Source organism: Paenibacillus arenosi (assembly GCF_014841135.1).
GTDB lineage: Bacteria > Bacillota > Bacilli > Paenibacillales > Paenibacillaceae > Paenibacillus_B > Paenibacillus_B arenosi.
Map to the genome: position 1 here is coordinate 22,876 of NZ_JACYTN010000005.1, position 20,398 is coordinate 43,273.

Genomic DNA, 20,398 nt, shown 5'->3' on the forward strand with positions numbered 1-20,398 from the left:
AACATGTCATAGAGTGATGTCTTGTGATTTCAACCCTTTCTCCGAATTGTTATTTGATGTAAAATATCAATATACTTCCAAATTAAGATTTTAGTGAGCTGTTTGTGTTTAGGCCTTATTGAAACCTATTTTCCATCAGGAGGATCACATCATGACAACCGTTCATTTGACGACAGGACAGGTATCATCCAAGCTCGGCATATCTGTTCGCACGCTCCGTTATTACGATTCGATTAAGCTGTTCAGTCCAGAAAGTAAACAGACCGGAGGCAAACGTCTTTACTCGGAAGAGGATTTGCTTAGGCTGGAGAAAATTACGCTGTTGAAATCACTATCATTACCGCTGAACGATATTCAGAACTTGCTAGATGAGCTGTCGATTAAACAAATTCTTGAGGCGCATCAGAAACATTTGCGTGCTCAAGTTGCTCAACTGCAAGAAGGTTTGGAGCATACAACCGCACTGTTGAACCTCTATGAGATGGAGGGGGGACTTCGCTGGGATACTTTGCTGCCGCTGGTAAAGGGGCCGCAGAAAAAAGACACAAAATCTTGGCAATCTTATTTTGATGAAGACGAACTAAGATTACTTTCAACCCGTCTTCCTAAATTGGAAAGCAACGACGAGATTACGCAGCAGTGGATTAACGTTGTCGTCCGTATAGAACGCTGCTTACATGAGGGGATCGACCCGCATTCGGAGGAGGGGGCTCAGATTGCACGGGAGATTGAGCGACTTTCTATGGTGACCTTTGTAGGGGATAAGGAACTGATGGAAAAGTTTTGGGATGTAAGGAAAGACCCAGCTTCGTCAGATCCAGGATCAGGCTTAGTACCGATTCGACCCGAGGTTATTCAGTTTGTTGAGGATTGCATGACTCCTGTTTAAATATTGATGCCGCGCGATAGAGTAGAAGAAGTAAGGGGGGCAGAATGAAGTGGACCATTATCGTAATGCACATGAAATTTGTTGGCTAGATTTGAAGGTGGCGGATATAGCTACTGCTCAAGTTTTTTATCAAGAAGTATTGGATTGGCACTATAAAGAAGAACCGTGGCCTAACCGGATGTACACGACGATTTATGCCAATACTGGGAAGCTGGGCGGCTTCACGGATGTGAATTCTCCCATATTTCCACCAGGCACGAAACCACATATCAGTGTATACATAGCTGTCGACAACGTTGATCGTTCCGCCGCTAAGGTAGCAAAAGCAGGGGGATCGATTCTCATTCCGTCGTTTGATATGGCTGACTTTGGCCGCATGGCTGTTGTACAGGATAATATGGGTGCTGTTATTTCGATATGGGAATCTAAACAATTTAAAGGTATGAATGTCGATGCATCCTGTGAAGGTGCTCCATGTTGGTTTGAATTGGAGACGACGGATATTGAACGTTCGACTGCTTTTTATAGCGAGTTGTTTGATTGGACTGTGGAACGGATAGAAGATAGTTCGTTGATGCGTGTATGTAGCTATGGTGAAAAGAGGTTCGGTGGAATGAAGCAAGTCGCTTCTGAAACAGGAATGTCTCATTGGAGTGTTGGCTTCACCGTGGTAGATTTGGATGCAACCGCAAAAAAAGCAATGTCTCTCGGGGCTAGGTTGACGACTGGCGTACATTATTTTCAAGCTGGTAGGAGAGTTGATTTGATCGATGCTGAAGGCTTGCCGCTTATATTTATAGAATAAGAAAATAATTAAAACCGTGCAAGAAGTTAATATAGAATCTTTAAGGGGCAAAGCGCCCCAATTTCGTATGTACGATAACTAGATTTTTAAATAACTGTACTAGTGCTGAACACACAACTATTTAGTCGAAGAGATCAGCGAAAAATCTAAAGATGCCTCGAATCATGCGTCCAACGGCTCGTATTGCTCTCCAGATGCCTCGAAAGATTTTTCGAATAAAATGAAAGACCGACTTTATCTTTGACCATACTCTTTTTATTTCTCTTTTGCGTTTCCCCATATGTATCACCTCGCTAGCAGATAAGGAAAATCATAGCATATGGATTGCGAGATGAGTATGCAGTTTTTTCCTGCAAAATAGGTCGTCGCCGTTCGTAAATAAAATATGTAAGAACGACAAACAAAGGCCATCCCTATAAGGACGGCCTATACTGTTTCATATTTATTGATTATTTCAATTCAATATAGTGCCTAACTTCTTCTGATGTTTGATAGAATCCTACTGATTCATAAAGCGTTAAAGCGGCTTTATTCGTAGTAAGCACCTCTAAATATGCTGTTTTTAAGCCATGAGCTTTCAAATAGTTCAATCCTTGTGCAAGCAAGTATTTAGCAAGGCCAAGATTTCTCCACTGTTCACGGATAAATACATCTTCGATGATGCCATCAACGGTATCTTTATTGCTGCCGTCCTGCCAGGCCATTAAGCTGCCCACAATCGTATCAGCTTCACGCACAACTATGGCCGTCCATAACGGATAGTTTTTATACTCCGTTAGTTTATCGCTTCTTAGTGGTGCATCAGGCCATATTTCGCCTTCAATGTCCAAATAATGCTGTTCCTCCTGAGAGGACTCCATCTTCCAATGTGAAAATTGAAAAGGTTTAGGCAGTGGAAACAAAGGAATGGGCTCCTGTAGATCCCGGGACATACCGAACGAACTGTATAAATAGTGAAACCCTTTTTGTATAAAATACTGATTGTTAGCTACTTCTGATGTAGGATTGCCAATACATAAATGAGTGCCGTATTCTTTAGGCAAAGTTGCCTTTAATTCCAAGGCTTTTGTGTAAAGATAAGGATACACTTTATCGAGCAGTGCATAGTCATGTTCTCTTTGCGGCAGCGTCCGTAAATTCACATAAATTGAATGCTTACTGTGCGAGGGACGGCCAGCAGGAAGCGTAGTAATAATGCTTACCTGACCTTTGGCGACCATTTTACCATCTTCAAAAGCACAGAATACATTGCTCCAATTGTGCTCATTGCCAATCCACCAGAAAGAGTCTGGATCACCTTCAGCGACGATTGCATTGTACAATTCACCGAGAGCTGGCATATCGCCATGTTGGAAGTTACGGATTACGATCTCATTTTCTTGTTTGAACGTAGGTGTGCTCAAAAGATTACCCCTTTTCATAAGTAGGAGAGCTCGCGGTTGAGAGGGCTAGGTAAGCGGCTTCTCCTGTAGAGATGTGCTCTGCGATAATAGTTTTGTTTTCATAACAAACGCCTCCTGTAGATTGAATTACCGAAGATGTTATCACGAATGGAATATTTTCTCAAACAAATAATTACATATTAATTTTAATTTGAACATGCATGTACCTCATAGTCTGAATAGGCTGGAGTAATCTTGGTAATTCGCAGCTAGTGTCCAGTTCGTTAAGAATGTAGTTGCATTCATTTGAGAAAATGTGGTAGTGTACGTATTGAGACCGAATGGTCCCTAATTTTTCGCGGGAGATTTAGCATGAGAAATGGTCAAGAGACAAGAAACCGAATTATTGAACAATCTGCTGTCCTCTTTAATGAGAAAGGTTATTCCGGCTCTTCGATAAACGACATTATGGATGCAACAGGATTGAAGAAAGGCGGTATTTACCGTCACTTCAAAAATAAAGATGAGCTGGCACTAGAAGCATTCAACTATGCTGTTGACGTATTGAGGAAGTCCTATCGACAAGCAGTCAGTGGCAAGAACTCAGCAGAGGAGAAGCTGATTGCTGTGCTGTCTGTCTATAGAAATGTCGTGGAAGCTCCGCCTTTGCAAGGAGGCTGCCCGGTGTTAAATACGGCTGTCGATACAGATGATACGCATCCGCTCTTAAATCAAAGAGTACGTGAAGTGATGAGCGAATGGCTATCACTGCTTAGTTCTATTCTGCGCGAGGGGATTCAGTCGAAGGAGTTTCGAGCAGATTTGGATGTGGAAGAGGCGGCTATATTTTTAACATCTGCTTTTGAAGGCAGCATTATGATGGGGAAGCTGTATAAAGATAACGAGTATGTGGAGAAATATGCTGCTCAACTGAAAAGGTATATCAATTACTGCGTAAAGCAGTAATTTTTATATAATAAAGAGACCGATCGGTCTCGATAAAAAGGATGGGATGATCGTATGAAAAATCAGTGGAACGTAGGTATTTTATTGTTTGATGATGTTGACGTCATGGATTTTGGGGGACCGTATGATGTATTTAACTTGACGTTTAGAGATTTTAATAAGATCCAGGAGTCTTTTGAAAGTGAAAAGGAGATCGAGGACAAACCTTTTATCGTAAAGACAATTGCTCAGCACGAGCGCATGATTATTGCCGATCACGGAATGAGAATAATGCCAGATTTCAGCTTTGATTCGTATCAGCAGACGTTTGATATTGTTATCGTTCCAGGGGGACCTATCAAGGCAATTAAAAATGGAATGTGCAATGAGGAACTATTGACATGGATTGTTACTCAGCACAAGTCAGGAGCGACGATTGCTTCTGCATGTACAGGAGCCTTTTTCCTTGCCGCAGCGGGACTGCTAACGAATAAAAAAGCGACGACAAACGTATTAGCGCTGGACATTTTAGAGAGCAAATTCCCACAAATAGAAGTCGTACGCAATACGCGATTTGTAGACAACGGTGATGTGCTGACTTCCGCAGGTATTTCGGCGGGAATTGATATGTCGATGTATATCGTGGAACGGCTTCTTGGGGAAGAAGCTGCTCGTACTGCAGCACTGACGATGGAGTATCCTTATTATGATTCAGCACTTTTGAAAAAATAACATGCTCTAATTCATCCGTCTATTTACAGCAAAATGACTTTACGTTTTTTGACGGAATGGTTGCACTATTAAAGTGAATAGGTCCAGCATTGACCTGAGCTGCCAGATTCCTGATAATAGAAGGGACAACTTTTTACTTCGTGAATGAACAGGTTTCATACGATACATTTTAGAAGTGACTCATACGCAGCAGCAAGACATGAGGTCACTATCTTCAACAGATTGGAGCAATACAATGAGATATCGCAATCTAGAAGAATGCATCCTTGATTTGGAGAAGCATGGGCATTTGATTCGCATCCATGAAGAGGTTGATCCGGATTTGGAAATGGCAGCCATCCACTTGAAAGTGTACGCCGCTGGTGGTCCAGCATTATTATTTGAAAATGTAAAAGGCTCGAAATATCGTGCTGTATCGAACTTATTTGGGACGATGGAGCGCAGTAAATTCATGTTCCGCGATACATTAGAATCGGTGCAGGAGGTCATTGGGCTTCGCAACGATCCGATGAAAGCACTCAAAAATCCTTTCAAATATGCAGGCACAGGCTTGTCCGCAGCGAAAGCACTGCCGATTAAGAAGTCTGGGGTACCTTCTCATTTTGAGGAGATCCAGATCTCCGATATGCCTTTAATTAAATCTTGGCCGATGGATGGCGGTGCCTTCATAACGTTGCCGCAAGTATATTCGGAAGACCCGGATAAGCCTGGCATTATGAATTCCAATCTAGGAATGTACCGTGTCCAAATTAGCGGTAATGAATATGAACTGAATGAAGAAGTCGGGGTTCATTATCAAATTCACCGCGGGATCGGTGTTCATCAGCATAAGGCGAATAAGCTGGGCAAGCCCTTGAAAGTAAGCTGTTTCATTGGCGGTCCGCCATCGCATACGTTGTCAGCGGTTATGCCTTTACCTGAAGGAATGAGCGAGCTAACCTTTGCAGGCTTGCTTGGCGGACGTAATTTCCGTTACAGCTATGAAGAAGGATATTGCATCAGTCACGATGCGGACTTCGTCATTATGGGTGAAATTTATCCAGAAGAAACGAAACCAGAAGGGCCATTTGGCGATCACTTGGGCTATTACAGCCTGACGCACCCATTCCCGATGATGCGCGTGCATAAAGTATATGCAAGGAAAAATGCAATCTTCCCGTTTACGGTCGTCGGTCGTCCGCCGCAGGAAGATACTTCTTTCGGTGCGTTAATTCATGAGCTGACTGGAAGCGCGATCCGTCAGGAGATTCCGGGTGCGAAGGAAGTTCACGCGATTGATGCAGCAGGTGTACATCCATTGCTGTTTGCAATCGGCAGCGAGCGCTATACGCCATATCAGCAGGTGAAGCAGCCAGCCGAAATTCTAACCATCGCGAATCGAATTCTTGGTACAGGCCAGTTGAGCTTGGCGAAATATTTGTTTATTGCAGCGGAAGAGAAACAGCCAATTAGCACGCATCATATTGAGGAATTCTTGGGCTATATATTGGAACGCATCGATCTGCATCGAGATATTCATTTCCAAACGAATACAACCATCGATACCTTGGATTACTCTGGAACAGGATTAAATACGGGTAGTAAGGTTGTGTTCGCAGCGGTCGGTGATAAGAAGAGGGAACTGTGCACAGAGGTACCGGAGCAATTAAAGTCGCTGCCGGGGTTTGAACAGGCTCATATGATTATGCCGGGGATTGTAGCGATTCAAGGTGCTGCTTTTACGAGTTATGCAGAAGTACAGCGTCAAATGGACGAGCTAAGTGCGGCGATTCATGAAAAAGGAGATATGCCATCCTGCCCGCTAATCATCGTGTGCAATGACAGTGAATTTATGAGCGCGACACTCGATAACTTCCTATGGGCAGCATTTACACGCAGCAACCCGTCCCATGATATTTACGGTGTGAACAGCTTCTATGCACACAAGCATTGGGGTTGCGATAATGTTATTATCGATGCGCGCACGAAGCCACATCAAGCGCCACCGTTGATCCCTGATCCAGATGTAGAAGAGGATATCAAGCGCTTCTTCCAGCCTGGAGGAGTTTTGAGTGGTATTTCCATAAAGTAAATGAATGTAGTAAGTATGTAGCAAAAATTCTTGTTTCCTGTAAAATGCATCGTGAAATGAAAAGTGACTGTTCCTTCTATTTATTAGAGAGCAGTCACTTTTTTTGTTGCGTGCAGATGTTGGCGTTATTGTTGTTTATCCAATTGATCGAAATAATCTAAGGATTGGGTGAGGAGCTCAATGAGCTGATCACTTTGTTCTTTTCCAAGATGGTCAATGAGTCCGGAAAAAATAGTCGTAATCATTTCCTGAGAGTCTTGTGCGATTTGTGCGCCTTTCTCGGTCAGTGTAATTTCAACAATTCTTCGATCACTCGAATGAACTGTGCGGTTTACGTAGCCGTCTTTCATTAGGCTGTTAAGCATTTGTGTCACTGTCGGGGAAGTAACTTGTAACAGTTTGCTCAAATCAGATACCGTTAAGCCTTCTAAGCATGGCTTATTGTTTGCTTCTCTAAGCGCGATCAATAGACGGACTTCGCTTCCTTTCAAAGTCCACTTCATTTTTTTTCGCCAATCCATCCTTGCCAGCGTGGCAAATACACGGCGCAGTGCAATTACATTTTCATATTTAGATTCTGTCATGTATCGTCACTCGATTCCGATTGATATGATAGCTATAAATGTAAGTTTAAATGTAAGGTTACGCAAGTAATGATAAGGAATTGAAACTATTCAGTCAATAAAGAGGAATAAGCGGCATAATTCAAGCTATTTCGTCGCTTGAAAGTATATAAAAATTTATATAGTATTAGATAGGTTGCCTAACTAACTAAAATGCAAGTGATATTAAGATATATGCAGTGGGCATTCAACGAGAGTATTTAACACAACTAGAAAAGAGGAATGGAATGGAGAGCTTGTCTCACAAGAAAAAGGTTGTCGTGATGATCGCGTTAATGACTTCGATGTTTTTTGCAGCGATCAATCAGACACTTGTCGGCACCGCGATGCCGAGAATTATTGCTACGCTAGGCGGAATGGAATATTATTCGTGGGTCATCACGATTTATATGCTTACTTCAACAGTCGCTACTGTATTGGTTGGAAAGCTGTCAGATATATATGGCCGTAAGCCGTTCTTATTATCAGGGATTGTTATCTTTATGGTGGGTGCCTTTTTAACCGGATTATCCACAACGATATTTGAAATGATTACGTATCGCGGTATTCAAGGCATAGGCGCAGGGATATTGATGTCATGTACGTCGATGGCAGTCGGTGACTTATTTGCGCCTCGTGAACGGGCAAAATGGACGGGGCTTATGATGGCTGTATTTGGCTTCTCCAGTATAATCGGACCTACGCTAGGTGGAGTTATGATCGACCATATGGATTGGCAATGGGTGTTCTGGGCGTTTCTGCCGCTCGGTGTTATCGCTTTTGTGATGATCTGGAGAATATTCCCCAAGACTGCCAAGGCTCAAGCGGAATCCATCGATTACTTGGGATCGTTATTGCTATCCCTGTCGCTCGTAGCTTTGTTGATAGGTTTCTCATGGGCAGGAACGAAATATGCATGGGGTTCGATTGAAATTGTTAGTCTTTTTGCGGCAGCTATTTTGTTTGCAGTCCTTTTTGTTATGGTTGAACGTAAAGCAAAAAGTCCAGTCATGCCACTGTCCTTATTTAAAAATAAAATTGTTGTCAATACGAGTATGAGTGGTTTCCTAATGAATGCGGGCATGATGGGTGCTATGATTTACTTGCCATTTTTCGTACAGGGTGTAAAAGGATTAAGCCCAACAGAGTCTGGCTTCGTAAATATGCCGATGTCGATCATGATGATTGTCTTAAGTTCATTAACGGGACGTTGGATTTCCAAATCCGGCAAATACAAGCATTATGCGATAAGCGGTATCTCGTTCATGGTTGCAGGTATGCTGATGATGGTGATTATGGACAGCATTGCAATGGCTTTGGCTAGCATGTGCGTGTTCGGAATTGGTATTGGACTTGCGATGCCAGTCTTTACGTTAGCAGCGCAAAATTCCGTTCCGTTGGATCAATTGGGCGTCGTAACGGCTACATCTACGCTGTTTAGAAATTTAGGCGGCACGATTGGGATTGCTGTATTTGGCTCGGTGATGAATGGGGTTCTTACGCGAAATATGGAACAAGCGATGGCTGCCGGACAAGGCCCAGATTTGTCTAAAATAGACCCTGCGCAGGCCGAGCAATTGGGCACGTTGATGAATCCACAAATTTTGCTGAATCAGCCGAAGTTAGCGGAGATTGAAGCTTCGCTGCCTGAACAATTACAGCAAGGTTTTGTACAGCTTATGGATATGCTTCGCTCAGTATTAAGTGATACCGTGTCTACGGTGTTTATGCTCGGAGCGGGTTTGCTTGCGCTGGGTCTTATTTTGACGCTGTTCCTGAAGGAAATTCCACTGAGAACTGCGCACAAAGGTGCAGAAAAGCAAGAGGTATAGGCAGCGGCAGGGGGGCGTGTCTTATCTTTTAGATTATGAGGTGGATTAACGATTTTGTTGATCCACCTCTATTTTATAGGTGTGTATAACCTGCTGACCCGACACAATTTGCACAACGCTTAAACCCACAACCTACACAACCTGCAGAACCAGTAGATCTAACACTCCCTTTTCCTCTAAAATAAATGCAATAGTGCAGGTTTTTCACTTGATACAGCCTAAAAAGATAAAATTCCTGCAAAAGTGCAGGAATTTTACCCTCATATTGGCCAGGGGGTCGTTTTCAACCGTTAAAAGATGCACTTTTGCAACAATTTTACGCATCACTAACTTTTTTTGGTGAAAAAGATGCACAATTGCAGCTTTTTAGCACTTTGCTTTTAACACCGCCATGAATCTTCATTTATGGAGCTGAGTCTTCAATTGAATCGTAAGTTACTGTTCTACACCCAAATAATGAGCGGTTTTCAAGAATACAAGAATACATACTTTATTTTTTCAAACAGAAGAATATAATTGGTTCCATGCCATAGGTTGCAGCTCGTATCGAACAATGTGCTGGCCACTCGCACCAGTTATCCCACACATCAATCCTTTTTTACATAACGTTTGGAGTGTCCGAACAGCGGTGCGATGATTAATATGCAGATGCTGTGTTACATCAATTGGGCGGAGAGGACGAGCAAGTGAGTAGGCGAGCAGGATGATTTCTCGTTCCAAGAGGCAGGTTAAATGAGTTGAAGAAGAAGTAGAGTGATATCTACTGAGCACCATACGAAGCAGTGAAACACATAATTCGGGTCGTTGTGCAACATCATCGTAGGAGAAGGAAATGACCTGATACCCCATCGCAGTCAAAAACGTTTCACGATTGAGCTCATTGCAATATTTTTGCCTATCCATATCGCGCACATGTGGGCCGTATCCTTTTATCTCAATGATCAGTTTAACCGTCGATGTAAGAAAGGCAAAATCGCAGAAATAGGATCTACCCCTCCAATCAAGTACTTCATATTCGGGATGCAATTGTTCAAAATTTCCTTGCAGCGGCCACCATATATTACAGCAAAATAGTTGTTCTCCATGCTGGTGTCCACGTTCTAATCTGCCTTTGCGTTCTCCTGATCTTTGGTGAAGATGTTGTTGTAAAAAGGCTGCATGCGCTTGTTCACTAGTCATTTAAAGCTACTCCTTCCTCACGAAATATAAAAAAACGCCCTGTACGTTCTCCACAAAAGGAGTCGTTCAGGACGTTCTTCGTCTATGCTTGATTATACTAGAATAATGAGCAGTTCTCTATCCATATTTTATGTAGCTGTAAGATGTGAGTTAGAGAGAGTGTGATGCAAATTAGAAGTCTTGTACCTTGTTATTATATATTCGTACTAATTATCTTGGGCTTTACACATATGTATCCGAGGTGTACTGCGAATATTATTCAGAGAGAAGTGTAGTATAAGAACGTACAAAGTGACAGAATATCGAAGTTTTCGAAAAATTTCTGAATGCAAAATGTTGTATAAAATATTGCCAAGCTCCATCGATATGCTATAATGATGTCGAATGGGAGACCATTCACGTCATGTACAAACAATAGAAAAAGTTATAGGCAAAGGAAGTTTGGTGCAAATCCAACGCGGTCCCGCCACTGTGATAGACCGATTTACTTGGTCTTAAGTCAGGTCAATTGTCTAATAACTTTGTCTAGCCAATCCTTTCGAGGCAAAAGGGTTGGATTTTCAAGTCTAGTGACGTTCTGCGCCTCGCTAGGCTTTTTTTTATGGCAAGAAAAGGCTGTCAACGATGGAGTTGGAAGGCCAGGTGCTTGTCACCTAACTATACAACGGCGTATAGCTAGCACGCGGGAAGTTCTTCAATGATGAAGAATGATATGCACAAAGAAGTGCATCCCATTTTTTACATAGCTAATTGTGTGAGAAATCGCACAGAGGTCACTGCGAATCTGCATATACAATAAATGTGAATGATACTGTAGGAATCCTCGTATCTTTCATGCACAACGACAATGTTACGATTCTGCCACATATCCTGTGGTTGACGAGCATCTGGATCGCAGTGTACAGTAGTAACAGACAATTTCATGAATGTTGCACAATGGCGTGCATCTAACATAACAAGCGAAGAGGCTTTTAAGGGAATACAACCGTATTCCTTTGAAGGCCTCTTTTTATTTTTTTACGTATTTTTCATTTAGTTACGTATGTAGTACTTATTATTAAGTATGAATGCTTTACGATTTTTTACTATGACTTTGACTTCTTTTGGAGGTGCTTACATGGAAAAAATTTCGATCAGAACAGAAATTTATCTTGGTGAAGGCTCGCTAGATCGCCTGTCTGAATACAGAAATCGCCGCATATTTGTGGTAACTGATCCTTTTATTGTGAAGGCTGGACTCCTTCACATGCTGTTTGAACGCGTACATGACAGCAATGAGCAGTATATTTTCAGCAATATCGTGCCTGATCCACCGATTGAAACGGTAACAGAAGGCGTTGAGAAACTTGCTGAATTCAAAGCTGACCTCATCATTGCCATTGGTGGCGGTTCTGCTATTGATGCGGCAAAAGCAATGAAACTGTTCGCACACAAATTGATGGATCAAGTGGACATTCCGTTTGTAGCAATTCCAACAACAAGTGGTACAGGATCAGAAGTAACGAACTTCTCGGTCATTAGCGATACAGAAAAAAATATTAAATATCCGCTCGTATCTGATTTGATGCTGCCACAGGAAGCTATTTTGGACCCAGCATTGGTTAAAACAGTTCCTGATTTCATTACAGCTGATACAGGTATGGACGTGTTGACGCATGCGATCGAGGCGTACGTTTCCACGAAAGCGAACGATATTACCGATGCTTTGGCTGAAAAAGCGATGAAGCTCGTATTCACCTATTTGCCGCGTGCCTACAAAAACGGGGACGATCTCGTAGCACGTGAGAAAATGCACAGCGCATCTTGCTTGGCTGGTATAGCATTTAACATGACATCCCTTGGGTTGAATCATGGAATTGCTCATAATGCGGGCGCTAAGTTCAAGATTGCTCATGGACGTATGAATGCACTGCTATTGCCGCATGTCATTGAGTACAATGCGAACTACAAGCCGGGATATAGCAGAGATGAAGAGACAGCTACAGCCGTGAAATATGCAGAAATTGCGAAAACACTCGGTCTGTCTGCTCCAAATGTGAAGAGCGGTATTCGCAACTTGATGCAGGCGATTAAGCAATTGCAGAAGGAATTGAACATGCCATTATCCTTGCGTGATTGTGGTGTGGACAAGACTGCTTTGAAAGAGCATAGTCAAGCAATTGCAGAAGGTGCTTTGCAAGATGGATGCACGGCTACCAATCCGCGTGTGCCTACGCTGGAGGATATTGTTCAAATTTTGAATAAAATGTATCAATCTTAAACGGAATTAACTTTTCGTACGTAATGCGGTTGACAACGTTTACACAATTAAATATAGTGAAAGTAACACAACGGCGTGTTGCATACAAATATAAGCGATGAGGCTTCTTAAACTTTCCATTCGGATATTTAAGGGGTCTTTATGTTTTTTTTTCAACTAAATCGTGTTTCTGAACAAGAGATAGGATGAGATAAGTATGGATCAACACAACGAAAAGCAACGTGTCATACAGGAATACGTTCCTGGTAAACAGGTCACGCTGGCACATATTATCGCTAACCCAAACGCGGATATTTACAAGAAGCTAGGATTAGGAACTGATACACATGATGCCATCGGAATTATGACCATCACACCAAGTGAAGCCTCCATTATCGCAGCGGATATCGCAACGAAGGCAGCAGGCGTGCAAATCGGCTTTGTCGATCGCTTCAGCGGATCGCTTGTCATTACAGGCGATGTATCTTCGGTAGAAGCATCTGTTAATGAAGTGCTGCTTGGCTTGCAAAATATTTTAGGCTTCTCCGCTTCGAAAATTACGAGAACGTAAGGAGAGAAGCTGGGATGAAGAAATTAATCGTTGCCGGTAGTACCGGTTCAGGCAAGACGACCTTATGCCAATGGCTGCACGGTCATGAAATTGCCTATAAAAAGACGCAAGCGATTGAAACATTCGATCAAGCGATTGATACGCCTGGGGAATGCATAGAAAATCGATTTTTGTACAAGATGCTGCTCGTTTCTAGCGTAGATGCAGACGTCATTGGTCTTGTACAAGACTGTACGAAGGAAGAAAGCTATTTCCCACCAGCCTTTGCGACTGTATTTGCGAAACCTGTTATCGGTATCGTAACGAAGATCGAATTGGCTGAGTCGCAGGAGCAGATCGCGGAAGCGAGAGCTCATCTGCAAGCAGCGGGAGTAGAGCAAATTTTTGAAGTCTCGACGATAGAAAATGTGGGAGTAGATGCGCTTCGATCCTATTTGGAAGCGTAGACGACTTTTTTCATCTAGGTCTTCACAATGAAAGCAAAAGCAAAAAACGGCAGACAATGAGGTGCATGACACATGAATGGAAAAATTGTAATAGTCGACGATGAACCTATTACAAGAATGGATATTCGTGAGATGCTTGAAGAAGCTGGCTACACTGTAGTAGGCGAAGCTTCTGATGGCTTTGAAGCCATCGAACTATGTAAAAAGCATCTACCCGATTTAGTAATTATGGATGTTCAAATGCCTATATTGGACGGGCTAAAGGCGGGTAAACGAATCATTTCAGAGCAGCTTGCAGGCGGAATTATTCTCCTTACTGCATTCAGCGACAAACAGACGATTGAGAAAGCATCTTCTGTCGGAGCGCTTGCTTATCTGGTGAAGCCGTTAGACGAAAAGTCGTTTATACCGATGGTGGAAGTCACTATCGCCAAAGGGAAAGAGATTCGCAAGCTCGAACAAAATCTATCTAAGCTAACGCTAAAGATGGAAGAGCGCAAAGCAGTCGAGAAGGCCAAAGGCATCTTGATGAAGGAAAATGGCTGTACGGAAGAGGAAGCGTATCAAACGCTGCGCAAACTTAGTATGGATAGACGATGTCCAATGATTGAGATTGCGTCGACAATCGTCATTTCCTATGACTGATTTTAAATCGCAAATCGAGCACTTGTGTAATCGGCAAACATCATTGACAGATACAGATATCGGTCGAATTAAAGAGATTGCGGAGTCATTCGAAATATCCGATGTGCAGCATGATGTGTTCATCGATGTGCTTTCGAGCGTATCCAATGAGGCTATTGTAGTTTACCACCGACGCCCAGAAGAGGGGATGTCTTTATACGCTCGTTCGGTTACGGGTGAGAAGGCATTACGCGAGAATGAGCCTGGTGTGCTGCGAACGCTGGAGACAGGTATTATGTCTCAAGGACTTGTAGCGAATACACAGGAGAATCATCTCGTCCGTCAGACGGTATACCCGATCAAGAGCCAAGATGATGTTATAGCGGTTGTTATTTATGAAAAAGACGTTAGTGATAATATACAAGATCATTTCAATGTAACGGGTGCGGAATACGAAGAGAGCGAGCTTTCTTCGATGCTGTCTACAATATTGGGCTTTAAGGCTTCGATTATTAATCAGCTTGAGGATGCGGTACTCTTGTTTGACAAGAAAGGCTTTCTGAAGCTGAAAAATAAGAAGGCTGATGAATATTACAGACAGCTGGGCTATTTGGAAAATATACAAGGGTTGCACTATGACAATTTGTCATTGGACCAGACGATATTTTCCGAATTAATGCGACAGCATACTACATTACCTTCTTCTACATTGACGAAGGATGTAAAGGCTGCTGGACGCTATTATCAGGTGAAGCGAGTGTTTATTGAGCAGCAGGATCTATGTGTAGGCGTTATCTTACACGATGTGACGGAGATTAAGGATAAAGAAGCTGAGATTATTTCCAAATCAGTTGCGATCCGTGAAATTCACCATCGGGTAAAAAATAATTTGCAGACGGTCGCTTCCTTGCTTCGCATACAGAGCAGGCAAAGTGAAAGTCCAGAAGCGAAAAAATGCTTGAACGACAGTGTCAGCAGGGTTCTCGCTATTGCAGCGACGCATGAACTGTTGTCGACAGAGATTGAAGCGCAGGTAGATTTATTGGATGTCATTCGGCTCATTGCCTCAAACGTTCAACGAACTTTTGTTAACAATAAAGATATTGATGTTCAAATATGTGCGGAAGAAAGCATTTGCTTGGATAGTGATCGCACGGTTGCGATCGCACTTATCGTAAGCGAACTGTTGCAAAATAGCTATGAACATGCATTTGATGATGGCATGGAAGGCGCCATTACGGTGACTGCTCAAGTGGAAGCTGGATTAGTAACCGTCGTCGTTGCTGATAACGGAGCTGGATTCGAGGTTAGCGAAGTTTCACAGAAGAGCTTGGGACTATCGATTGTTCGCAGCTATGTGAAAGACAAGCTGAAAGGCAAGCTTGCCTTTGTATCCAACGAAGAAGGTACGGCGGTTTCATTTACTTTTAAAAAATAAATATACTAATCTGGCTACAACGAAGTAGTCTAGTAAGCAAAGAGGCTTAAAGTGAACCATTCCTGAACGATAGGAGGGGTGTAACTTTAAGCCTTTTTATATACATCTGGGTCAATTCAAGCGATGGGAGATGAGGGTTGTGAACGAGCAATTGCTAAGTGTAGGCATTGATATGGGGACTTCTACGACTCAACTCGTGCTGTCGAAGCTGCATATTGAGAACTTGGCATCCTCTTTTACGGTGCCTCGCTTGGTCATTACGAATAAAGAAGTTGTATATCGCAGTGACATCTGCTTTACACCAGTACTAGCGGACAACCGAATCGATATGATTCAGATTCAACAGTTTGTTCAAGAACAGTATGCGAAAGCGGGCATTTCCAAGGAAGAAATCCAGACAGGGGCTGTCATTATTACAGGTGAGACAGCTCGCAAGGAAAATGCCAGTGAAGTACTGCAGTCTTTGAGCGGATTTGCCGGAGATTTTGTTGTTGCTACAGCAGGTCCAGATTTGGAAAGCATTATCGCTGCCAAAGGGGCAGGAGCTCATACGTATTCGAAAGATCGTTCGACTTCGATCGTGAATATCGATATTGGCGGCGGTACGAGTAATTTGGCGGTGTTTGCAAGCGGCGATTTGTTGGATACAGGTTGTCTCGATATTGGCGGTCGCCTTATCAAGGTGGATCAGAACAGTCACGAGATTACGTATATCGCACCGAAAATTAAGCAGCTCGCAGAACGTAGAGGTATTGCGCTTGCTCTAGGACAGCGTGTGACTCCAGCCGATCTAGAGCCGATTATCGGTGAAATGGTCAAGTTGCTTGAGGAAAGTGTCGGGATTCGACCGCTTGGTGATTTCTACGACACGATCGTTACGAATAAAGGCTTGAAGCTGGATCGGAACATAGCAAGCATCTCGTTCTCAGGCGGAGTAGCTGACTACATCTACAACGAAGCTACAGGCGATGTGTTCCAATATGGGGATATCGGCATCTTGCTTGGTAGAGCGATTGCTGCCTCACCATTGACGAATCAGCTAACGGTTGCTCGTGCAGCAGAGACGATTCGTGCAACGGTTGTTGGTGCAGGATCGCATACGACGGAGATCAGTGGGAGTACTATCACTTATACAGATGAAAGCTTCCCGATTAAGAGCGTTCCAATCTTGAAGTTGTCATTATCAGATGAATCTGGTGATGACGAGACACTGGCACGTGCGATTACGGACAAGCTGAGTTGGTTCAAGCTTAACAACGACCTACAGCAGGTTGCGATTGCGATTGAAGGGAAGAGCAGTCCGAGCTTCCAAGAGGTGCAAAAATATGCTCGCGGTCTCCACAAAGGGATGGCTGAGCTGTTGGAGCAGAAATATCCGCTTATTGTCGTTGTTCATCATGATATGGCAAAAGTACTTGGGCAGACGCTGTACGCACTGCTTGATTACAAGAAAGATGTCATTTGCCTGGACAGCGTAGTTGTAGACAACGGCGATTATATCGATATCGGCAAGCCGATTGCGGATGGAAAAGTGTTACCGATCGTCATTAAGACGCTTGTGTTTCATTAAATAGAGTTATCAATAGGTGCATTTGGAAGGAGGAGCTTTTGTGATTTTGAAAACGAAACTGTTTGGCCGTGTCTATCAATTCAATTCCTTGATGGAAGTTATGGCTAAAGCAAATGAAGAGAAATCGGGAGATATGCTCGCTGGTTTGGGGGCTACTTCTTCAGAAGAGCGCGTAGCTGCAAAAGTGGTGCTTTCCCAGATTACATTGGCTGACTTGCGCAACAATCCTGCGGTTCCTTACGAACTGGATGAGGTTACTCGTATAATTCAGGATCAAGTCAATGAGCGCATTTATGACGAAATTAAAAACTGGACAGTAGAAGAGCTTCGCGAGTGGATCTTGAACGAGAACACAACCGAGTCTGACATCAAGCGCATTTCTCGTGCTCTTACAGCTGAGATGGTAGCTGCGGTTGCTAAGATCATGTCCAACCTTGACCTTATGTACGGTGCGAAAAAGATTCGCATTACAGCTACAGCGAACACGACAATCGGTCGTTCTGGCACTTTGTCTGCTCGCTTGCAGCCGAACCACCCGACGGATGATCCAGACGGCATCATGGCTTCCTTGATGGAAGGTTTGACGTTCGGTATCGGTGACGCTGTACTTGGTCTGAACCCGGTAGACGATTCCGTAGAAAGCGTTACTCGCGTTCTTAATCGTTTCGAGGAGTTCCGTACGAAGTGGGACATTCCAACGCAATCTTGCGTATTGGCTCACGTTACAACGCAAATGGAAGCTGTGAAGCGCGGTGCGCCGACAGGACTTATTTTCCAATCGATCGCAGGTTCTGAAAAAGGAAATGCAGCATTCGGCTTTAACGCAGCTACAATCGCGGAAGCACAAGATCTTGTGTTGAAGCATGGACAAGTAGCTGGCCCGAACGTGATGTACTTCGAAACAGGTCAAGGTTCTGAGCTTTCTTCTGAAGCTCACCACGGTATTGACCAAGTGACGATGGAAGCACGCTGCTACGGCTTTGCGAAAAAATACAATCCGTTCCTTGTAAATACGGTAGTAGGTTTTATCGGACCTGAGTATTTGTACGATGCGAAGCAAGTTATCCGTGCTGGTCTTGAAGATCACTTCATGGGTAAACTGTCCGGTATCTCTATGGGTTGTGACGCTTGTTACACGAACCACATGAAGGCTGACCAGAATGACTTGGAGAACTTGGCTGTTCTACTTGCAACAGCAGGTTGTAACTTCTTCATGGGAATTCCACATGGTGACGATGTCATGTTGAACTACCAGACAACTGGTTATCACGAGACAGCAACTTTGCGTGAATTGCTTGGCTTACGTCCAATCGACGAGTTCGAAAAGTGGATGGAGAAGATGGGCTTCATGGAAAATGGCAAGCTGACTAAAAAAGCTGGGGACGCATCTGTGTTTCTGAAGTAGGAAAGGAGGAATTGGACATGAACGAAAAAGATCTTAAATCCATGATTGAATCGATCCTTAATGAAATGGTAGGAAATGAGCCAGCTGAGACAAATGCGAAGCCGGCAGCTCCTGCGCCAAGCGCAGCTCCAAGTGAGGCGGCTGTTGCGGTTGCTCAACCTACTGCAAGTGCTGCTGCTCAGCCGACTATGGCTCCACAAGAGCAAATGCAGGAGCAAGTGGACACAGGTGAATGCTTGGATGATATTACGGAAATCAATTTGCGCAAGCTATTGCTCGTTGATGATCCAGAAGATCGCGAAGGTTACTTGAAAATGAAAGAGAAGACACCAGCTCGCCTAGGGGTAGGTCGTGCAGGTCCTCGTTATAAGACGATTACGTCTTTGCGATTCCGTGCTGACCATGCGGCAGCGCAGGATGCGGTATTCTCTTACGTTTCTGAAGATTTCGTAAAAGAGATGAATCTCGTAGCAGTTGAGACGTTGTGCAGCCACAAGGATGAGTACATTACGCGTCCTGACTTGGGCCGCCAATTCTCTGCTGAGACGATTGAATATATCAAGCAAAATACGACGAAGCAGGCAAAAGTTCAGATTATGGTCGGTGACGGCTTGAGCTCTGCGGCTATTGAAGCGAATTTGCGCGATATCGTGCCAGCTATTACACAAGGTCTTAAAATGTACGGCCTTGAAGCAGATAACATTTTGTTCGTTAAACACTGCCGTGTTCCTTCGATGGATGTTATCGGTGATGCAACAGAAGCAGATGTTGTTTGCTTGTTAGTTGGTGAGCGTCCAGGTCTTGTAACAGCAGAATCGATGAGTGCTTATATCGCTTATAAGCCAACTGTCGGCATGCCAGAAGCAAGACGTACTGTAATTTCGAACATTCACTCAGGCGGAACGCCAGCTGTAGAAGCAGGCGCTCACATTGCTGAGTTGATTAAGACGATGATCGATCGAAAAGCTTCAGGTATCGATTTGAAACTATAAAATGTCTAGGAGGAACGTATGAGAAACGATCCGATTCATGCAAAGGTGTTGGGCATGAAGCTCATTTCCAACGTTAGCCCTGATATGGCAAGCCAGTTGGAGCTGAAGCCGCACCATAAAAGCTTGGGCATTATTACTGCTGACATTGATGATGTCACGTACGCGGCACTTGATGAAGCTACAAAAGCAGCAGTCGTAGACGTTGTTTACGCAAAGAGCATGTACGCTGGTTCTGCAAATGCTTCTACAAAGCTTGCAGGTGAAGTTATCGGCATGATCGCTGGACCTAGTCCAGCTGAAGTAAGCAGCGGTCTTAACGCAATTGCTGATTTCATCGAGAGCGGCGCGCACTTCGTGAGCGCAAATGACGATAATAGCATTGCCTATTTCGCACATTGTGTATCTCGTACAGGTACGTACTTGTCCCAGACGGCGAACGTTCAAGAAGGCGAAGCACTTGCTTACTTGATCGCACCTCCGTTGGAAGCGATGTATGCACTTGATGCAGCATTGAAAGCTGCTGATGTTTCGATTGCGACGTTCTTCGGACCACCATCCGAAACAAACTTCGGTGGTGCGCTGTTGACAGGTAGCCAATCCGCTTGTAAAGCAGCATGCGATGCATTCGCTGAGGCTGTGCAATCTGTAGCAGATAACCCGACGCGTTATTAGGTGC

At 43.7% G+C, this 20,398-nt stretch carries 18 protein-coding genes and 1 riboswitch; of the genes, 15 read left to right on the plus strand and 3 right to left on the minus strand.

Translation table 11 applies throughout. The annotated features are described in order from the left end of the window. Positions 1-151: 151 nt before the first annotated feature. Positions 152-889 (plus strand): MerR family transcriptional regulator, encoded by a 738-nt coding sequence (locus IFO66_RS09565; protein WP_192024937.1) that lies wholly within the window; start codon positions 152-154, stop codon positions 887-889. 49 nt (positions 890-938) lie between these two features. Further along, positions 939-1,694, plus strand: coding sequence for a VOC family protein (locus tag IFO66_RS24220; protein ID WP_192024938.1), 756 nt, complete (start codon positions 939-941; stop codon positions 1,692-1,694). Positions 1,695-2,143: 449 nt separating this feature from the next. On the opposite strand, the gene IFO66_RS09575 is transcribed toward IFO66_RS24220, so the two are convergent. Further along, the gene (locus tag IFO66_RS09575) at positions 2,144-3,097 is read right to left on the minus strand and encodes a GNAT family N-acetyltransferase (RefSeq protein WP_337912797.1); all 954 of its coding nucleotides are present in this window, start codon (positions 3,095-3,097) and stop codon (positions 2,144-2,146) included. A 351-nt stretch (positions 3,098-3,448) separates the two neighbouring features. Between IFO66_RS09575 and IFO66_RS09580 the strand changes: the two genes are divergently transcribed. The 3 genes from IFO66_RS09580 to IFO66_RS09590 all read left to right on the plus strand — a co-directional run bounded on the left by IFO66_RS09580 (position 3,449) and on the right by IFO66_RS09590 (position 6,824). Next, complete coding sequence (locus IFO66_RS09580; protein ID WP_192024939.1) at positions 3,449-4,042, plus strand: TetR/AcrR family transcriptional regulator; 594 nt, start codon at positions 3,449-3,451, stop codon at positions 4,040-4,042. Between the two features lie 54 nt (positions 4,043-4,096). After that, positions 4,097-4,753: a DJ-1/PfpI family protein gene (locus IFO66_RS09585; protein ID WP_192024940.1), complete on the plus strand. Its 657-nt coding sequence runs from the start codon at positions 4,097-4,099 to the stop codon at positions 4,751-4,753. 235 nt (positions 4,754-4,988) lie between these two features. Continuing rightward, positions 4,989-6,824 (plus strand): UbiD family decarboxylase, encoded by a 1,836-nt coding sequence (locus tag IFO66_RS09590; RefSeq protein ID WP_192024941.1) that lies wholly within the window; start codon positions 4,989-4,991, stop codon positions 6,822-6,824. A 125-nt stretch (positions 6,825-6,949) separates the two neighbouring features. Here the strand turns inward: IFO66_RS09590 and IFO66_RS09595 are convergent, their stop codons facing one another. Then, on the minus strand, positions 6,950-7,408 hold the full coding sequence (locus tag IFO66_RS09595; RefSeq protein ID WP_192024942.1) for a MarR family winged helix-turn-helix transcriptional regulator: 459 nt from the start codon (positions 7,406-7,408) through the stop codon (positions 6,950-6,952). Positions 7,409-7,674: 266 nt separating this feature from the next. Here IFO66_RS09595 and IFO66_RS09600 point away from each other — a divergent pair, with 266 nt between their 5' ends. Further along, entirely contained in the window at positions 7,675-9,258 is a 1,584-nt protein-coding gene (locus IFO66_RS09600) for an MDR family MFS transporter (protein ID WP_192024943.1), read from the plus strand. A gap of 498 nt (positions 9,259-9,756) precedes the next feature. On the opposite strand, the gene IFO66_RS09605 is transcribed toward IFO66_RS09600, so the two are convergent. Continuing rightward, positions 9,757-10,437: a DUF559 domain-containing protein gene (locus IFO66_RS09605; RefSeq protein WP_192024944.1), complete on the minus strand. Its 681-nt coding sequence runs from the start codon at positions 10,435-10,437 to the stop codon at positions 9,757-9,759. A gap of 409 nt (positions 10,438-10,846) precedes the next feature. After that, positions 10,847-10,998, plus strand: a riboswitch (adenosylcobalamin (AdoCbl) riboswitch). A 556-nt stretch (positions 10,999-11,554) separates the two neighbouring features. Between IFO66_RS09605 and IFO66_RS09610 the strand changes: the two genes are divergently transcribed. The 9 genes from IFO66_RS09610 to eutL all read left to right on the plus strand — a co-directional run bounded on the left by IFO66_RS09610 (position 11,555) and on the right by eutL (position 20,394). Further along, positions 11,555-12,697: a 1-propanol dehydrogenase PduQ gene (locus IFO66_RS09610; RefSeq protein ID WP_192024945.1), complete on the plus strand. Its 1,143-nt coding sequence runs from the start codon at positions 11,555-11,557 to the stop codon at positions 12,695-12,697. 196 nt (positions 12,698-12,893) lie between these two features. Further along, complete coding sequence (locus IFO66_RS09615) at positions 12,894-13,247, plus strand: BMC domain-containing protein (protein WP_028596407.1); 354 nt, start codon at positions 12,894-12,896, stop codon at positions 13,245-13,247. A gap of 14 nt (positions 13,248-13,261) precedes the next feature. Further along, the gene (locus IFO66_RS09620) at positions 13,262-13,693 is read left to right on the plus strand and encodes a EutP/PduV family microcompartment system protein (RefSeq protein WP_192024946.1); all 432 of its coding nucleotides are present in this window, start codon (positions 13,262-13,264) and stop codon (positions 13,691-13,693) included. Between the two features lie 72 nt (positions 13,694-13,765). Further along, a complete protein-coding gene (locus IFO66_RS09625) occupies positions 13,766-14,338 on the plus strand; it encodes an ANTAR domain-containing response regulator (protein WP_028596405.1) in 573 nt (190 codons plus the stop codon). Further along, on the plus strand, positions 14,331-15,755 hold the full coding sequence (locus IFO66_RS09630; protein WP_192025084.1) for a sensor histidine kinase: 1,425 nt from the start codon (positions 14,331-14,333) through the stop codon (positions 15,753-15,755). Before IFO66_RS09625 ends, IFO66_RS09630 begins: the two co-directional genes overlap by 8 nt. 139 nt (positions 15,756-15,894) lie before the next feature. Beyond that, positions 15,895-17,325, plus strand: coding sequence for an ethanolamine ammonia-lyase reactivating factor EutA (eutA, locus tag IFO66_RS09635; protein WP_192024947.1), 1,431 nt, complete (start codon positions 15,895-15,897; stop codon positions 17,323-17,325). Positions 17,326-17,365: 40 nt separating this feature from the next. Beyond that, entirely contained in the window at positions 17,366-18,730 is a 1,365-nt protein-coding gene (locus IFO66_RS09640; RefSeq protein ID WP_028596402.1) for an ethanolamine ammonia-lyase subunit EutB, read from the plus strand. A 17-nt stretch (positions 18,731-18,747) separates the two neighbouring features. Next, positions 18,748-19,722: an ethanolamine ammonia-lyase subunit EutC gene (gene eutC, locus IFO66_RS09645; RefSeq protein WP_192024948.1), complete on the plus strand. Its 975-nt coding sequence runs from the start codon at positions 18,748-18,750 to the stop codon at positions 19,720-19,722. A gap of 18 nt (positions 19,723-19,740) precedes the next feature. Further along, positions 19,741-20,394 (plus strand): ethanolamine utilization microcompartment protein EutL, encoded by a 654-nt coding sequence (gene eutL, locus IFO66_RS09650; protein ID WP_192024949.1) that lies wholly within the window; start codon positions 19,741-19,743, stop codon positions 20,392-20,394. Positions 20,395-20,398 lie beyond the last annotated feature (4 nt).

Bases quoted from the DNA above. Each gene is read 5' to 3' on its own strand.
- IFO66_RS09565 (WP_192024937.1), top strand. From the start codon at position 152: ATGACAACCGTTCATTTGACGACAGGACAGGTATCATCCAAGCTCGGC.
- IFO66_RS09580 (WP_192024939.1), top strand. From the start codon at position 3,449: ATGAGAAATGGTCAAGAGACAAGAAACCGAATTATTGAACAATCTGCT.
- IFO66_RS09585 (WP_192024940.1), top strand. From the start codon at position 4,097: ATGAAAAATCAGTGGAACGTAGGTATTTTATTGTTTGATGATGTTGAC.
- IFO66_RS09590 (WP_192024941.1), top strand. From the start codon at position 4,989: ATGAGATATCGCAATCTAGAAGAATGCATCCTTGATTTGGAGAAGCAT.
- IFO66_RS09595 (WP_192024942.1), bottom strand. From the start codon at position 7,408: ATGACAGAATCTAAATATGAAAATGTAATTGCACTGCGCCGTGTATTT.
- IFO66_RS09600 (WP_192024943.1), top strand. From the start codon at position 7,675: ATGGAGAGCTTGTCTCACAAGAAAAAGGTTGTCGTGATGATCGCGTTA.
- IFO66_RS09605 (WP_192024944.1), bottom strand. From the start codon at position 10,437: ATGACTAGTGAACAAGCGCATGCAGCCTTTTTACAACAACATCTTCAC.
- IFO66_RS09610 (WP_192024945.1), top strand. From the start codon at position 11,555: ATGGAAAAAATTTCGATCAGAACAGAAATTTATCTTGGTGAAGGCTCG.
- IFO66_RS09615 (WP_028596407.1), top strand. From the start codon at position 12,894: ATGGATCAACACAACGAAAAGCAACGTGTCATACAGGAATACGTTCCT.
- IFO66_RS09620 (WP_192024946.1), top strand. From the start codon at position 13,262: ATGAAGAAATTAATCGTTGCCGGTAGTACCGGTTCAGGCAAGACGACC.
- IFO66_RS09625 (WP_028596405.1), top strand. From the start codon at position 13,766: ATGAATGGAAAAATTGTAATAGTCGACGATGAACCTATTACAAGAATG.
- IFO66_RS09630 (WP_192025084.1), top strand. From the start codon at position 14,331: ATGACTGATTTTAAATCGCAAATCGAGCACTTGTGTAATCGGCAAACA.
- eutC (WP_192024948.1), top strand. From the start codon at position 18,748: ATGAACGAAAAAGATCTTAAATCCATGATTGAATCGATCCTTAATGAA.
- eutL (WP_192024949.1), top strand. From the start codon at position 19,741: ATGAGAAACGATCCGATTCATGCAAAGGTGTTGGGCATGAAGCTCATT.